The following is a 15,470-nucleotide window of genomic DNA, read 5'->3' on the forward strand; positions in this document are numbered from 1 at the left end:
AGCAGAATGAAAACCATCCTGCCCAAAGGTTAGGCAGTGTCAGCCCGCCAGCCACCCGCCGTCAACCGCCAAGGTGGTTCCGGTGGTGAAAGCGGCGGCATCGCTGGCGAGATAGAGGGCGGCCTCGGCGATCTCTTCCGGCCGTCCGAGCCGGCCGAGCGGATGGCGGCCAACCGACTTCGCCTCCGCCGCGGCAGGGTCGGCGGCGCGTCCGAAACTGCGCCTTAGCATCGGCGTGTCGATGGCGCCGGGCGCCAGTGCATTGACGCGGATGCGGTCGGCGGCGAAGTCGAGCGCCATGGTTCGGGTCAGGCTGAGGATGGCGCCCTTTGCCGCGATATAGGCAGCGTTGCCGGCCCCTCCCGCGATGGCGAGTTGGGAAGCGGTCGTCACGATGGCGCCGCCGCCCTGCTGGCGCATGACGGGGACGACGGCACGGGCCCAGAGCCAGGTGCCGCCGACATTGGCGCGGAAGACGCGGTCCCAGTCCTCCGGCGACGTCGTGAGGATGGTGCCGCCCACGGAGAAACCGGCGGCGGTGAACAGCACGTCGATCCGTCCGAAGCGCTCGACGATGGCCGCCGCGTCCCGGTCCGCGGACCCTGGCTCGCCGACGTCCGAGATGCGGACCAGTGCTTCTCCGCCGGTCGTGGCGATCATCGCGGCCGTCTCGTTCGCGCGCGCCTCGTCGCGGTCGATGATGGCGATGCGGGCGCCCTCGCGGGCGAAGAGGAGCGCGGAAGCCCGGCCGATGCCGGATCCGCCGCCGGTGATGACGGCCACCTTGTTCGCCAGGCGCATCAGGCCGCGTCCGTTCGCACGCCGGCGATGGCGGCTTCCACCGAGGTTTTCAGGAGATCGACCATGTGGTCGATCTCCGGCCGGGAGATGATGTAGGGCGGCGCCAGGATGACGTGGTCCCCCGAGTGGCCATCCACCGTTCCGGGCGAGGGGTAGCAGAGCAGGCCGCGCGCGAAAGCCTCGTCCTTGACGCGCTTGTAGAGGCCGAGTTCGCTGGCGAAGGGCGCCTTGGTCTCGCGGTCCTTCACGAGTTCCACCGCGACGAAGAAACCGCGGCCGCGAATATCGCCGACATGCGGGTTCTGGCCGAAGGCCTGCTCCAATGCGCCCATGAGATAGGCGCCGTCGTCGCGGCACTTGGCGACGAGGCCGTCGCGGATGATGACCTTCTGCACGGCGAGGCCGGCGGCGCAGGCCGCCGTATGGCCCGAATAGGTGTGTACCGAGGCAATGGTGCCAAAGGTGTCGGCGATGGTGCGATAGACGTCCTCGGTCATCAGGGCGGCGCCGAGCGGGGCATAGCCGCCGGCGAGCCCCTTGGCGGTGACCATGATGTCCGGCGAGACGCCGTCGTGGGCGAGGGCGCGCCAGGTGCCGCAGCGCCCGACGCCGCACATGACCTCGTCGGCGATCATCAGGATGCCGTAGCGCGAGCAGATTTCGCGCATCCGCGCGGCGTAGCCCTCGGGGGCCGGGACGGCACCTCCCGCAGCTCCCACGACCGGCTCGAAGAAAAAGGCGGCGACCCGCTCGGCGCCGAGGCGGTGGATCTCCCGCTCGAACTCCGCAGCGAGACAGTCGACCAGCCCTTCCTGCGTCACGCCAGCCGGCGGACGATAGTCATTGGCGGGGGAGAGATGCGTCACCGGCATCAGTGCCCCGACATAGGGACGGCGGCGGGCCGGATGGCCGGACAGCGACAGGGCCCCCATCGTGTAGCCGTGCCAGGACTGGCGGCGGGCGAAGAAATGCGTTCGGCCGGCATGGCCGCGTGCCAGATGGTATTGCAGCGCGATCTTGATGGCGGTCTCGTTGGCCTCCGAGCCGCCGGAGACGAAGGAGACGCGGCTCATGCCACCGCCGGCCTGCTCGACAAGCGTGTCGGCGAGGGCGTCGATGGGGTCGGAGGTGAAATCGGCCGTGTAGCCGAAGGACAGCGTGTCGTACTGCGCCTTGATCGCCTCGATCACCTCGCGATGGCCATGGCCGAGGCAGAAAAGGGCGGGGCCGGACGAGCCGTCGAGGAAGCGGCGGCCGTGTTCGTCGATCACGTGGATGCCTTCGCCGCCGACGGCCCTCGGCAGCCTCTGCCCCACGCGGTGCTGATTGAGCCAGCGGTGTCCGACGTCATCCATGCCCGTTCCCCTTCGGCGAATAGGGAAGGCTAGGGTCGGCGATCAGGCGCGGTCAAACCCCGCCTTGCGCATGGCTGTCCTCGCGCCGGCAGCGGCTGCTCAGGCCCGGCCAAGCCAGGCGAGATAATCGGCGGCGGCAGCCTTCAGGCCGAAACGCGGCGCGAAGCCGGTCGCTGCCTTCAGCCGTTCGAAGTCGCTGCCAGGCTTGTCGGCCGGAATCTGGTATCGGACCGTGGGAGCCGCGGCGTCGATGGCATGGCTCCAGCCGGAGAAAGCGGGTGCGATCTCGGCGCAGAAGGCCTCGACGGAGAAGACTTCCGGTCCGCCGAGATCGAAGACCGGCGCCGGCTGGTCCAGAGCCGCGTCGACCAGCGTGACAAGTCCCGCCGCCGCGTCACGCGAATAGAGCCAGCCGGCAAAGCCCGGCCGGCTGAGGCGGGTGCGCTGTCCCGCCATGGCATCGGCGACGACCTGGGCCTGCGCCGACAGGATCTCGCGGACGCCGGTTTCGCGCTCGTAGGGGCCATAGACGCCGGCAATGCGCAGGATCGGCGTCATGATGCCGTAGACTTGGCCGAGGCGCCGCGCCACGTCCTCGGCCATCTTCTTGGTCATCCCATAGAGGGCGGCCGGAGCCGGGGCATCGACATCGGCGCGGAACCGCCGGTCATCTGCCTTCGCGAGCGGATAGACACTCGCCGACGAGGCGATGACGACGCGGGAGCAGCCGGCCTCGGCCGCGGCCTGCATCACGGCGGCCGTGCCGCCGACGTTGACGGACACGATCTTCTCGGGGTGGTTCTTCTCCATGTCGGGACCGGCGGTGATGGCGGCGGCATGGACGACCGCCGAGACCTTGTGCGCGGCCATGACGGCCCGTAGGCCGTCGCCGTCGCGGACATCGCCAATGGTCACCGCGATGCCCTCTGGCAGCCAGCCGGGCTCCGCCGGATGGGCCGCGAGGACGACGACGTTCCGGCCGTTCCGGACGAGGTGATCGACGGTGGCGGCGCCGACGAAGCCGGTTCCCCCGGTGATGAGAATGGTCACGCGCGCCCCTGCCTGCTCGATGTCGAAGGGCCCATGCTAGCGAGGTCGCGACGCCGCCGGTAAGGGGCCGGGCGCACAGCGACCATTCGAGGCCGCCGGTCAGGCAGCCCAGCGGTCCGCGTCGGGCTCGTGGCCGATCAGGGCGAGGCCGTAGGCGATGGATTCAAACTGGTCGCCGTTGGTGAGCTTTGCCTCGTCGAAGCGGCGGGTGAAGAGGCGTCTGATGGCCGGAACGAAGGAGGTGCCGCCGGTGAGAAACACCCGCTCGATGGCGCTCTCCTTCACCCCGGCCCGGGCAAGGGCCTCGTCGATGGTGTCGGCGATGCGGGCGACATCGGCAGCGATCCAGCGCTCGAACTCCTTCCGGGTGATGCGCCCCGTGATCTCGACACCCTCGGCGGCGAAGCGGAAATCGGCAGCCTCCGCGGATGAGAGGGCGACCTTGGCATGGGAGACGGACCGATAGAGCGCGAGGCCGAGATCGTAGTCGATGATGTCGATGAACTTGCGCAGCCCTTCAGGCTGCACCGCTACTTTTTCGAGATCGCGGAGGCCCTGAAGGTCGCCGTTGGACTTCATCATGGCGAGTTGGTGCCAGCGCGCGAGATTGGCATAGTAGCGGTTCGGCACCGTCAGGAGCTTGTCCATCGAGCGGTAGTCGGACCCCTTGCCGAGCACCGGCGAGACGACATGGTCGACGATGCGGTAGTCGAAACTGTCGCCGGCGATGCCGATGCCGGCATGGGACAGCGGCTCGGCCGCCAGGCGGCCATCCCGCCGCTCGAAACGCATGACCGAGAAGTCGGACGTGCCGCCGCCGAAATCGGCGACGAGCACGGTCGCGTCGTGGTCGAGGGCGCGGGCATAGAAGAAGGCCGCGCCGACCGGTTCATAGACATAGCGGGCGGTTTCGAGGCCGAGCCGGCCGAAGGCATCGCGATAGCGCTGCATGGCGAGCCCCTCGTCGGGGTTCGACCCGGCGAAGCGCACCGGCCGGCCGATCTGCACCCGCGCCGCGCTAAAATCGAGCTCGCGGTCGGCGTGGCGCTGGAGGGTCTGCATGAACGCGACGAGCAGATCCTCGAACTGCGTCTTCTGACCGAAGATGCGCGTTTCCTGGAAGCTGCGGCTGGCGGCGAAGGTCTTGAAGGACTGGATGAAGCGATGGGCCATGGTCCCGGTCATCAGCTGGTCCATGGCCCAGGGACCGCCCTCGACGCGGGTGGTCAGCCGTCCTCCCGCACGCTCCTGCCAGTAGCAGAGGGCCGTGACGTAGCCCTTCAGCGTGGCGCCGTCGTGCCGGAAGGTGATGGCCTCGGCCCGTCCGTCGGCGCCCGCGATGGCGACGACGGTGTTGGTGGTGCCGAAATCGATGCCGATCGACACGGCTTGGGCGGCGGAGGGCACGGGCGTCTCGCAGAAGGGGCTTCGGGAAAGCCGGCGGGCATAGACCATTGCCGCCGGCAAGGCCAGAGCCGCGGCCCGGTCAATCCTGTGGGATTCGCTGGGCTGGCCGCAGCGGCGGCCGCGCCGGGATGCTAGGAGAGGTCCGCGCAGTGGATGAGGGTTCCTGAGTCGGGATGAGAGTCGATATCGACATGGGGTCGCAGTCCGGCGGGAAGGCGGCCATGCTCGATCTCGAGGAGCTTCTGGCCACCCGCCTGCTGGTGCAGGGCAATTCGGGGTCGGGCAAGTCGCACCTGCTCCGGCGCCTGCTTGAGCAGAGCGCGCCCTGGGTGCAGCAATGCGTCATCGACCCCGAGGGCGATTTCGTCACGCTGGCCGACCGTTTCGGCCATGTCGTCGTCGACGCCGCGCGCACCGAGGCGGAACTCACCCGCATCGCCGCGCGCATTCGCCAGCACCGCGTCTCGGTGGTGCTGAATCTTGAGGGCCTCGACGTCGAGCAGCAGATGCGCTGCGCCGCGGCCTTCCTCGGCGGGCTCTTCGACGCCGACCGCGACCACTGGTATCCGGTGCTCGTCGTGGTCGACGAGGCGCAGCTCTTCGCGCCGGCGGTGGCCGGTGAGGTCTCCGACGAGGCGCGCAAGCTTTCCCTCGGCGCCATGACCAACCTCATGTGCCGCGGCCGCAAGAGGGGGCTCGCCGGTGTCATCGCGACGCAGCGGCTCGCCAAGCTCGCCAAGAACGTCGCGGCGGAAGCCTCCAACTTCCTGATGGGCCGCACCTTCCTCGACATCGACATGGCGCGGGCCGCCGACCTGTTAGGCATAGATCGCCGGCAGTCCGAGATGTTCCGGGATCTGGCGCGCGGCCATTTCGTCGCCCTTGGACCCGCCCTGTCTCGCCGCCCCCTGCCGGTGACCATCGGCGCGGTGGAGACCTCCGCCCGCTCCACCAGCCCGAAGCTGACGCCGCTGCCTGATGCGCCGGCGCCGGAGGATGCCCGCGATCTCATCTTCACGCCCTCGGCCGAGGAGATGAGGCCGATGCCGGTACGCCGTCCGCCGCCGCCGCCCTCCGTCTCGACCGCCGACATCCTCACCCAACTCTCGCAGGTTCGGCCGAAAGTGGAGGAGCCCTCCGAACCCATGCTTCCCGTCATCGCCGAGGCGGACCACAAGGCGATGATCGACGAGGTTCTGCGCGAAATCCTCGCCGATCCCGACGCAGCCTTCCGCACCGTCGCCGTGCTCTACCAGGATTTCCTCGTGCGCTGCCGCATCCGCCGGGTGCCGGGCGAGCCGCTGACCCTCGCCGATTTCCGCCGCCGCTTCGCCGTGGCGCGGGCCGGGGTCGACATGACCAAGGGCGGCGAAGAGGGCTGGTCGCAGGCCGTGGAGCTGTCCGCATCACTCCCCGACGACCTGCAGGGCGTGTTCCTCGTCCTCGCCCGGGCGGCGATGACGGGCGCGCCGTGTCCGTCGGATGCGACTATCGCGCGGGTCTATGGCAGCCATTCGCCGAGCCGTGCGCGGCGGCTCCTCGCCTATTTCGAGGAGCGCGGGCTGTTCGTGGTGCGGACCGACTTCCGCAACCGCCGGATCGTCGCCTCGCCCGATCTCGGCTGCGAGACCGCACCGGGCGATTCCGCCGGGGCCGAGGAGCCGCTGGATGTCGTGCGTTCGGCCGCCGGCTGATGGACGTTCGGCTCAGCTGTAGCCGAGCCAATGCCAGTAGGTGGCGCCGAGCAGCATGACGAGGGCGAGTGCAATGACGGTCAGCACCAGGCCGGTGCGGACGAAGTCACGCGCCTCGAATGTCTCCGTGCCGTAGGCCACCATGTTCTGCGGCGCGTTCACCACCAGGATGAAGCCGAAGCTGACCACGAACTGCAGCAGCATGGTCATGCCGGCGATGTTGATGCCGGGGGTGGCGACGTTCTGCAGCACGGCGATGACGATCGGGATCATTGCCGAGGCGAGGGCCGTGGCGCTGGCGAAGCCGAGGTGGATGACGGTGAGGAACAGGCTGAGGGTGCCGAGGATGAACAGGGCCGTCGCCTGCTTCAACCCGAACTGGGCGACGACGATGTCGGCGAGGAACACCGCGGCGCGGGTCTGGAGCAATGCCGTGCCGAGGCTGATGCCGATGCCGAAAAGGACCACGGTTCCCCACGGAATCCGCGGCTGCGCGTCCTTCCAGGTCATGATGCCGATGCCGGGCAGGAACATCAGCGCAACGGCGGCGACGGTGGTGGAGGAGGTGTCGAAGCGGTGCAGGACGCCTTCGGTCGACCAGAAGGCGAGCAGGGTCAGCGAGATGGCGAGCAGCTTCTTCTCCGCCAGCGTCATCGGGCCCAGCTCGGCCAGCGATGTCGCGATGGCCTCGCGGCCGCCCGGAACGGCCTTCACCTCGGGCCGCATCATGGTGGTCATGACGAAGTAGAGGGCGATGGTCATCAGCACCGCGAAGGGCGCCGCGGCGATGAACCATTCCAGCCAGGTGATGGTCTTCTGCAGCGTGCGCTCGATGAAGCCGACCGCCACCATGTTCTGGGCCGCTGCCGTCTTGATGCCGACGTTCCAGATGCTGGCCGTCTGCACCGTGGTGATCATGAGCATGCCGGCGAAGGCACCCTTCCGGTCGACGCCGAAGGCCTTGATGATGCCGACCATGATCGGCACGAGACAGGCGACGCGCGCCGTGGTGGAGGGGACCAGGAAGGCCATGACGAAGCCGACGAGCATGGCCCCGATGATGACCTGGCGCGTCTCGCCGCCGACGCGCGACAGGATGACGAGGGCGATGCGCTTGTCGAGGCCGGTCGCGGTCATCGCGGCAGCGATGAAGAGTGCGGCGGCGACCAGCGCCAGGGCCGTGTTGGCGAATCCGGAAAAGGCGAGGCCGAGGCCCGCGCTGGTGCCCATCAGCACGTTGGGATTGGTCAGACTGGGCGACAGGCCGAGCAGGAAGGCCATCAGCGCCGCGATGAGAACGGCCGAGACGGCATAGTCCACGGCTTCCGTCATCCAGACGATGACGGCGAAGGCGAGGATGGCGAGCATCCTGTGGCCGGCCACCGTCAGGCCTACCGGCGTCGGCAGGACCAGGATCACCGCCAGGGCGAGGATGGCCAGCAGCAGACCCCAATGCTGGCGCAGCCAGGACGGCGGCGGGGTGGGCGTCGCCTCGCCCGTTTGAGGAGCTGTTCCCGTCCGACTGTCGCTCATGGCACGCCTCCCCTGCATGATGAACTGTCATTCAGCGACAAACGGCAGGGACTCGCCTTGCGCAAGATCAACCCTGCGTTGGCGGGATCGCGTCGGCGCTCGCGTGCCGAGACGTGGAACGGCCGATCAGTAGCCGCGCGAACGGTCGACGAGGCCGGGCAGGGGCTCGCCTCTCCTGTGGCGGGCGATGGTGTCGAGGACGAAACGGACCGCGGTTTCCGGCGTCGTCATGCTGGCGACGTGGGGGGTGAGGACGATCTTGTCGTGATGCCAGAACGGATGGCCGGGCGGCAGCGGCTCGGGCTCGGCGACGTCCAGCATGGCGGCGGAAAGCTGGCCGGAATCGAGAGCGGCCAGAAAGTCCGCTTCCACCAGATGGCCGCCCCTGCCGACGTTCACCAGCATGGCGCCCGGCGGCATGGCGGCGAAAAGATCGCGGTTGAGAATGCCGCGCGTCACGTCAGTGAGCGGCAGGAGACAGACGAGGATGTCGGTCCGCCCGAGGAACTCCTTCAGGCTGTCCGTGCCGGCATAGCAGTTAACGCCGTCGATGGCGCGCGGCGAGCGGTTCCAGCCGGCCAGCGGAAAGCCGAAGGCCTTCAGCCGCTCCAGCACCGCGTGGCCGAGCTGGCCGAGGCCCATGACGCCGACCCTGCGGCGGGCGGCGGCGGTGATCTGGATCTCCTTCCACACCTGGCGACGCTGCTGGTCGAGGAAGCGCGGCATGTCGCGGTGCAGGGCGAGAACGGCCAGAGTGACATATTCGACCATGCCTGCGGCGATGCCCGGTTCCAGCATCCGGACAAGAGGCACGTGGTCGGGGACCTTCGTGAAGTCGAACTGGTCGACGCCGGCGCCGACCGAGAAGACCAGTTCGAGGTTGGGGAAGGTCGCGGCCATGTCGTCCGGCGGCACCCATGTGGCGAGGTAGCGCACCGCGGCGGGGTCGCCGATATCCGGCCACAGGCGAAAGGGCAGGTCGGGCGCCAGTGCCGCGACGTGCCGTCCCCACTCCGCGCCGCGGACGGCATTGGCCTTGTAGAGGAGCGTCATCGGGTCCTCAGAACAGCCCGACGGGAGCCAGAGGGCGGCCGTCGATAAGCCGCTCGTAGGAATAGGCGGCCGGGTCGATCAGCGGCGCATCGCCCATGACGATGTCGGCGGCAAGACGGCCGGCGGCAGGTCCGATGCCGAAGCCGTGGCCGGAAAATCCGGTGGCGAGGAAGAAGCCGGGCAGCTTGTCGACGGCGGAGATCACGGGAATCGTGTCGGGGGTGGTGTCGATGGTGCCGCCCCAGGCCTCGGCGATCTGGACGCCGTTGAGGTCGGGATTGGCCTTGATGAGGGCGGCGAGCGCCTCCTCGACCAGCGTCATGTCGGGTGCGGGGTCGCGGACGCGCTCGGCCTCGAAGGGCGAGGGCTTGTCGAGGGGCCAGTTCGTGCCGCGCAGCAACTGGTCGAGGAAGGGCTTGCCGAAGGAGATTTTCAGGCCCTTGCGGCGCTCCCGGTAAGTCGGCAGGAAAGTGCGGGCATAGCGGATGAGGTCGGGCGTCAGTTCGACGGTGCCGCGGCCGCGGAGCGCCAGGGTGAGCCCGCCGTCGAGGCGGCGGCGGATGCAGAAGAAGTCGGTGCCGAGGGCGCCATCGGTGATCTCGGGAGCCGGCGTCGTCCGGCACGCTGTGGCGTTGACGAGGCCCACCGGCAGCTCGATGCCGTGGCGGCGGCAGAACAGCGACGACCACGCGCCGCCGGAGAGCAGGGCCGCGTTGGTGCGGATGGTGCCCTTCTCGGTGACCACCCCCGACACGCGCCCGCCCGAGGTCTCGAGGCCGCGGGCCGCGCATCCCTGATGGATGGTGACGCCGTGCTTGCGGGCGGCGACGGCCAGAGCCGGAACCGCCATGGAAGGCTCGGCGCGTCCGTCGCTCGGCGTGTGCAGGCCGCCGACCCAGGTATCGACATTGCCGGGCAGGCGCTCGCGGACTTCCGCGGGCGTCAGGACGGTCGAATGGACCTGCATCTCGCGGGCGACCTCCGCCCATTTCTCCCACGCGGCCAGTTCCTCCGGGTTCTTGGTCAGGAAGAGCACGCCGGTGCGGCGGAATCCGGCATCGCGGCCGGCGTCGATCTGCATCTCCTCCCACAGGCGCAGGGCCTCCCGCGCGAGCGGGATCTCGGCGCGGGCCCGGCCCTGCTGGCGGCACCAGCCCCAGTTGCGGCTCGACTGCTCGCAGCCGACATGGCCTTTTTCGATGAGGGCCACCGAATGGCCCTTGCGCGCGAGATGGTAGGCGGCGGAGACGCCGATGACGCCGCCGCCGATGACGACGACGTCGGCGGTCTCGGGCAGGCGGTCGTCGCCCTGGATGCGGTCAAGGGGTGGCGACATGGCGGATGGCTCCTGGGACTGCTGAAGGGGTGCGGCGCATCGGGGGCGGGGTCACTTGATGTCGAGGCGGGGGTCCAGCGCATCGCGCAGGCCGTCGCCGAGGAAGTTGAAGCTGGTCACCGCCAGGGTGATGGCGACGCCGGGCGCGATAGCGAGCCAGGGGGCGCTGGTCATGTAGATCTGGGCGTTGTTGAGCATGTTGCCCCAGCTCGCGGCCGGCGGCTGGATGCCGTAGCCGAGATAGCTGACATAGGATTCCAGCAGGATGGCCTTGGCGACGTTGAGGGTCGCCGCCACGACGATGGCCGCCATGGCGTTCGGCACCAGCTCCTTGAACATGATGCGCAGGTTCGACGATCCGAAGGCGATCGCCGCAGCGGTGAAATCGCGCTCGCGGAGCGCCCGCATCTGCGCCTCGACGATGCGGGCGACGCTCATCCAGGCGGTGATCGAGATCAGGATCGTCGTGGCGACGATGCCGGGCTCGATCAGGGCGGCGAGGGCGAGCAGCAGGAAGATGGTCGGGAAGCACAGGACGGCATCGACGAAGCGCATCAGCGCGGCGCCGAGAACGCCGCCGTAGAACCCGGCGAAGGTGCCGATGACGATGCCCACCGCCATGGCGATCACCATGGCGACGATGCCGATGGTCAGCGATACGCGCCCGCCCATCATCAGGCGCGCCAGAACGTCGCGGCCGAGCTCGTCGGTGCCGAGAACGTGCGCGCCGGAGAGCGGCGGCGCGAAGCGGTGCATGATGTCGATGAACTTGTCGTCGAAGGGCAGCAGGAACGGTCCGAAAACCGAACCGAAGACGAGAAGGACGATGATGACCAGGCCGGCCATGGCGAGCCTGTGCCGGCGGAACCGCTGCCAGGCGGCCTGGGTAGGCGTGACGTAGACGGTCTCGTCGACGGCAATGGCGGTCATGGCTCAGCCCACCCGGATGCGCGGATCGACCACCGCATAGAGCATGTCGGCAATCAGCGAGCCGATCAGCACCATGGTGGCGGAGAACATGAGGATGCCCATCACCACCGGATAGTCGCGGTAGCCGATGGAATCGAGGAAGAGGCGGCCCATGCCCGGCCAGGTGAAGACCGTCTCGGTGACCAGCGCGCCGCCGAGAAGGGTCGGGAACTGCAGGCCGGCCACCGTGATCATCGGCAGCAGGGCGTTGCGCAGCGCGTGCTGGGACAGGATGCGCCACTCGGGAAGACCCTTGGCGCGGGCCGTGCGGATATAGTCCTGATTGATGACGTCGAGCATGGAGGAGCGCATGAAGCGCCCCCACATGGCGGTCTCCACCAGCGCCAGCACCAGGGCGGGGGCGATCAGGTGGTGCAGCATGTCGAGGAGCGAGCCGTCCTCGCCGACGGTCTGGCGGTTGCCGGAGGGCAGCCAGCCGAGCGTCACCGAGAACAGGTAGATGGCGATGAGGCCGAACCAGAAGGTGGGGATCGACAGGGCCACCATGGCGCCCACGGTCGCCAGGGAGTCGAAGATGGAATAGCGGCGGATGGCGCCGAGAATGCCGATCCAGCAGCCGAGGACGACGGCGATGAGGGTCGCCGTCGCCATCAGTTCGAAGGTGGCGCCGAGATGGGCGCCGATGATCTTCAGGACCGGTTCGCCGTCGCGGTAGGAGTTGCCCCAGTCGCCGCGCAGCATGCGCCACAGCCAGTCAGCATACTGGATCGGCAGGGGCCGGTCCAGACCGAGCTGGCGGGTGATGCGGTCGAGGTCCTCCTGCGTCATCTGCGACGACAGGGCGAACTGCGACAGCGGACCGCCCGGAGCCAGGTGCAGGATGGCGAAGCCCAGCATCGAGACGATGAAGAGCAGCAGCACGGCCTGGCCGAGGCGGTTGACGACATAGCGGGCCATGTCAGGCGATCCGGTCTCGCGGCCGCATCAGGCCCAGTACCATTCGCGGATGTTCCAGCAGTTCGTCGAGGTGTTGGCGTTGGGGCGGAAGCCCCTGAGGTTCGCCTTCATGCCCTCGGCGATGATACCCTGGTACAGCGGCAGGATGGCGAGATCGTTGCGGATCACCTTCTGCAGTTGGCCGTAGGTCGCCTTGCGTTCGGCGATGTTGAACTGCGTCGCGCCGAGAGTGAGAAGGCGGTCGGCCTCCGGGTTCTGGTACTGGTAGGTGTTGAAGCCGCGGCCGCCCTTGGCCGGGATCGCGCCGGAGCCAAAGCGCGGCGTGACGTCCGGGTCGCTGCCCAGCATGAAGTTGACCGAGACCAGCGCCGAGTTGAACTTCGACTGCTGCCAGAACTCGCCCCACATGACGGCGGGCGGCATGTTCTGGATGCGCATGGCGGCGCCGATACCGCGCCAGTCCTGCATGAGGAGCTGCTGGGTCTGCTCGCGCACAGCGTTTCCGGAGGTGGTCGAGTTGGTGAACTCCAGACGCACGCCCCCCTTGGCGCGAACGCCATCGGAACCGCGCGCCCAGCCCGCCGCGTCGAGCATCGTATTGGCCTTGGCCGGATCATAGGCGTGCTGTGGCAGGCCCGGCTGGAACGACCAGCCCTGCTGCGGCACGAAGGTTTCGGTGGGCGTCGGCAGGCCGTAGTTCAGCGCGTCGATGATCGCCTTCTTGTTGACGGCCATGTAGAGCGCCTCGCGCACCGTCCGGTCGGCGAGAGGCCCGAACTCGAGGTTGGGCGCGATGTGCTCGACCGACGAGGTCGAGGAGACGACGACGGTGCGGTCGCGCAGGGTCTTCGCCTCGGCTACGAAGTTCGGCAGGATGCCCTGGATGCCGGTGTAGTCCACTTGTCCGGTGCGGAACTGGGTGTAGAGCACGGTCAGGTCGGAAATGTACTTGAAGATCAGCCGCTCCACGTAGGGGCCCTTGCCGTGATAGGCGGTGTTGGCCATCAGCAGGATGTTGTCGCCGGGCGTGCGCGAGCCCCAGCGGAACGGACCGGTGCCGACCGGCGCGTTGTTCATCGGCGAGGTGTTCGGGTCCGCAGCCTTCTCCAGCACGTGCTTCGGCACCAGGAAGGTGAGCGACAGGATCGACAGGTAGGGCGAGTAGGGCGCCTCCATGCGCCAGTGGATCTCGTCCGGCGCGACGACCTTGATGTCCTTGACCAGGCTGTGGCCGACGCGGTTGCGCACCCGGAAGTTCGTATTGTTGATCAGCTCCAGCGAGTACTTGACGTCGTCGGCGGTGAAGGCGGTGCCGTCATGCCATTTGACGCCGGGGCGCAGCTTGATCTTCCAGGTCAGGCCGTCGGCGGACAGGCCGCCATTGGCGACGGTGGGAATCTCGCGGGCGAGGTCGGGGACGAAATTGCCGTCGGCGTCGATGTACCAGAGCGTCGAGAAGAGCTGCCACCAGACCGCCTGATCCACCTCGATGCCGGGCATGAGCGGGTTGAAGACGGTCGGCTCCTGCGACAGGGCGGCGACGATCTGGCCGCGCGGCCTTTCCGGGGGCGTGGAGGGGCGGGCGCCCTGGGCGAACACGGAGGCAGGTGCGGCCATGCCGGCAGCGGCTCCCGCGCCGAGGACCATCAGCGTGCGGCGGCTCGGCGCGGCAAACTCGTTCGCCGGCCCGAATGCGCCATGCTTCGTCTTGTCGACCATCGTGCAGTCCCCCTTGGCCTGGCGCACGGCATGGCGGTACCGTTCGCCGGAATGTTCCGGCGCCCGGCGGATTTGCCATCCGCGGCCTTCAGTGATCTTGAATTGTCGGCAGAGAACTTCAACACTGCTAAACAGAGCTGTCAATGGCGTCGCAAGCGATGCTCGGTTGCCCGCACAGGAGATCTTCTCTCCACGCGCAGGTGGCAATGATCGGCGGGCGAACGACGGGAGATCCAAGCATGAGTGGCCGCAGCAGCGCCGGACGCACCGGGACGGCAGAAGTTGCAGAGTCCATGGTGGATGCGGACGGCGACCAGCGCCTGGGCGAGACGATCCGCGTCATGCGCCAGCGCGCCGGCCTGTCGATGCAGGAGGTGGCGAAGCGGACGGGCTTGTCGACGGGCATGATCAGCCAGGTCGAACGGGCGCTCGCCACGCCATCTGTGCGAACCCTCCGGCTGCTCAGCATCGCCCTCGACGTGCCGATCTCCTACTTCTTCGAGGAGCATGCGGTGGTGTCGCCGGCGCGCTACATCGTGCGCAAGAACGACCGCCGGCTTCTGCGGCTAACCGCCAGCGGCGTGGTCAAGGAGGCGCTGACCCCGGTCGAAAAGGGCGAGCTGGAGTTCTACGAACTGACGCTCAACCCCGGCGGCTCGTCGGGGACGGATTTCGTCCAGCATACCGGCGAGAAGGCCGGATATGTGCTGTCGGGCCGCCTGCGTCTCTGGCTCGACCACGAGGCGCACGTGCTGGAGGCCGGCGACAGCTTCCGCTTCCCCTCCACCGTGCCGCATATGTTCGACAACCCGTCGCAGCAGGTCGCGCGCATCATCTGGGTGACGACGCTGGGCGCCCGCTCCGGATCCTGAGGGGCGGACAGTGGGGCCTTCGCCGCGACTGGAACCACTCTGGTGCCATCCGCGTTGACGTCCGATGTGCCCAAGACAGGAGCGACGATCATGATCGACAGAATCGGACGACGGCAGTGGCTGGTGGCCGTGGCCGCAGTGCTGGCCGTGACGGCCGTATCGCCGGCCAGCGCCCAGGGGCGCGGCTGGGGCCCCGATGGCATGCGTCCGCCCGGCCAGCGTCGCCGGCGCGGGTGGGTTCCGCCCGGGCAGCGCAGGCGTCGCGGCTGGGTCGCACCGGGCCGTGGACGGCGCCGTGGCCCGCCTCCCGGCCGTGGCTGGCGCCGCTGGGGCAACTGACCGGACGCCGCCAGCGATCATGATGGTGGTCGCTGGCGGCGCGCCGCCCGGCTCTCGCGGAACCCGGACGGTCGCGCGGCGTTTCTCCCGGACGACAGAGGAGTGAGGCCATGAGCGACACGAAACGAGACCCAGCCTATCGTGACACCGACGGTCAGCGGCCGGAAGCGCTGGCGACGTTCGCCGAGGCGGCCCGCGCCGACGGACGCAAGCCCGACGACGTCGGGCTGACCGCGACGCCGGACACGGCGCCGATTCCGACCGATTCCGCCCAGAAGGATCGGGCAGCGACGAAGGTTCTGCAGCGCGGCGTGACCGGTGAGGATACCGGCGTCGACGAGGCGGTCGATGCGCTGCCGGACAGGACCCTTCAGGGACAGTGAGACGGAGAGGGCGTGACGGGCCTGATCCGTCACCTGCTTGC

Annotated in this window: 14 protein-coding genes; 4 read left to right on the forward strand and 10 right to left on the reverse strand. The window is 68.7% G+C overall.

From position 1 onward, the window contains the following. Nucleotides 1-39: 39 nt before the first annotated feature. The 4 genes from ACJ4V0_RS11185 to ACJ4V0_RS11200 form a co-directional block, all read right to left on the reverse strand. Nucleotides 40-801 (reverse strand): SDR family oxidoreductase, encoded by a 762-nt coding sequence (locus tag ACJ4V0_RS11185; RefSeq protein ID WP_448299657.1) that lies wholly within the window; start codon nucleotides 799-801, stop codon nucleotides 40-42. Then, nucleotides 801-2,156 (reverse strand): aspartate aminotransferase family protein, encoded by a 1,356-nt coding sequence (locus ACJ4V0_RS11190; protein WP_448299658.1) that lies wholly within the window; start codon nucleotides 2,154-2,156, stop codon nucleotides 801-803. The genes ACJ4V0_RS11185 and ACJ4V0_RS11190 overlap by 1 nt, the downstream gene beginning before the upstream one ends. A 99-nt stretch (nucleotides 2,157-2,255) precedes the next feature. Next, complete coding sequence (locus ACJ4V0_RS11195; RefSeq protein WP_448299659.1) at nucleotides 2,256-3,206, reverse strand: NAD-dependent epimerase/dehydratase family protein; 951 nt, start codon at nucleotides 3,204-3,206, stop codon at nucleotides 2,256-2,258. A gap of 99 nt (nucleotides 3,207-3,305) precedes the next feature. Beyond that, nucleotides 3,306-4,613, reverse strand: a complete 1,308-nt coding sequence (locus tag ACJ4V0_RS11200) for an Hsp70 family protein (RefSeq protein WP_448299660.1) — start codon at nucleotides 4,611-4,613, stop codon at nucleotides 3,306-3,308. 173 nt (nucleotides 4,614-4,786) lie between these two features. Here ACJ4V0_RS11200 and ACJ4V0_RS11205 point away from each other — a divergent pair, with 173 nt between their 5' ends. Then, entirely contained in the window at nucleotides 4,787-6,307 is a 1,521-nt protein-coding gene (locus ACJ4V0_RS11205; protein ID WP_448299661.1) for a helicase HerA domain-containing protein, read from the forward strand. Between the two features lie 12 nt (nucleotides 6,308-6,319). On the opposite strand, the gene ACJ4V0_RS11210 is transcribed toward ACJ4V0_RS11205, so the two are convergent. The 6 genes from ACJ4V0_RS11210 to ACJ4V0_RS11235 form a co-directional block, all read right to left on the reverse strand. Further along, on the reverse strand, nucleotides 6,320-7,840 hold the full coding sequence (locus tag ACJ4V0_RS11210; protein WP_448299662.1) for a DASS family sodium-coupled anion symporter: 1,521 nt from the start codon (nucleotides 7,838-7,840) through the stop codon (nucleotides 6,320-6,322). A 126-nt stretch (nucleotides 7,841-7,966) separates the two neighbouring features. Next, the gene (locus ACJ4V0_RS11215; RefSeq protein WP_448299663.1) at nucleotides 7,967-8,893 is read right to left on the reverse strand and encodes a 2-hydroxyacid dehydrogenase; all 927 of its coding nucleotides are present in this window, start codon (nucleotides 8,891-8,893) and stop codon (nucleotides 7,967-7,969) included. Nucleotides 8,894-8,900: 7 nt separating this feature from the next. Then, the gene (locus ACJ4V0_RS11220) at nucleotides 8,901-10,229 is read right to left on the reverse strand and encodes an NAD(P)/FAD-dependent oxidoreductase (RefSeq protein ID WP_448299664.1); all 1,329 of its coding nucleotides are present in this window, start codon (nucleotides 10,227-10,229) and stop codon (nucleotides 8,901-8,903) included. Nucleotides 10,230-10,280: 51 nt separating this feature from the next. After that, a complete protein-coding gene (locus tag ACJ4V0_RS11225) occupies nucleotides 10,281-11,159 on the reverse strand; it encodes an ABC transporter permease (protein WP_448299665.1) in 879 nt (292 codons plus the stop codon). Between the two features lie 3 nt (nucleotides 11,160-11,162). After that, nucleotides 11,163-12,116: an ABC transporter permease gene (locus ACJ4V0_RS11230; RefSeq protein ID WP_448299666.1), complete on the reverse strand. Its 954-nt coding sequence runs from the start codon at nucleotides 12,114-12,116 to the stop codon at nucleotides 11,163-11,165. A 27-nt stretch (nucleotides 12,117-12,143) separates the two neighbouring features. Beyond that, nucleotides 12,144-13,835 carry a peptide ABC transporter substrate-binding protein gene (locus ACJ4V0_RS11235; protein WP_448299667.1) on the reverse strand — a complete coding sequence of 564 codons (1,692 nt, stop codon included), beginning with the start codon at nucleotides 13,833-13,835 and terminating at the stop codon, nucleotides 12,144-12,146. A gap of 239 nt (nucleotides 13,836-14,074) precedes the next feature. On the opposite strand from ACJ4V0_RS11235, the gene ACJ4V0_RS11240 reads away from it, so the two are divergent. The 3 genes from ACJ4V0_RS11240 to ACJ4V0_RS11250 all read left to right on the forward strand — a co-directional run bounded on the left by ACJ4V0_RS11240 (nucleotide 14,075) and on the right by ACJ4V0_RS11250 (nucleotide 15,429). Beyond that, nucleotides 14,075-14,707 carry a cupin domain-containing protein gene (locus ACJ4V0_RS11240; RefSeq protein ID WP_448299668.1) on the forward strand — a complete coding sequence of 211 codons (633 nt, stop codon included), beginning with the start codon at nucleotides 14,075-14,077 and terminating at the stop codon, nucleotides 14,705-14,707. Between the two features lie 90 nt (nucleotides 14,708-14,797). After that, a complete protein-coding gene (locus tag ACJ4V0_RS11245) occupies nucleotides 14,798-15,046 on the forward strand; it encodes a hypothetical protein (RefSeq protein WP_448299669.1) in 249 nt (82 codons plus the stop codon). Nucleotides 15,047-15,156: 110 nt separating this feature from the next. Continuing rightward, on the forward strand, nucleotides 15,157-15,429 hold the full coding sequence (locus tag ACJ4V0_RS11250) for a hypothetical protein (RefSeq protein ID WP_448299670.1): 273 nt from the start codon (nucleotides 15,157-15,159) through the stop codon (nucleotides 15,427-15,429). Nucleotides 15,430-15,470: the final 41 nt, after the last annotated feature.

Source organism: Phreatobacter aquiterrae, from assembly GCF_053471285.1.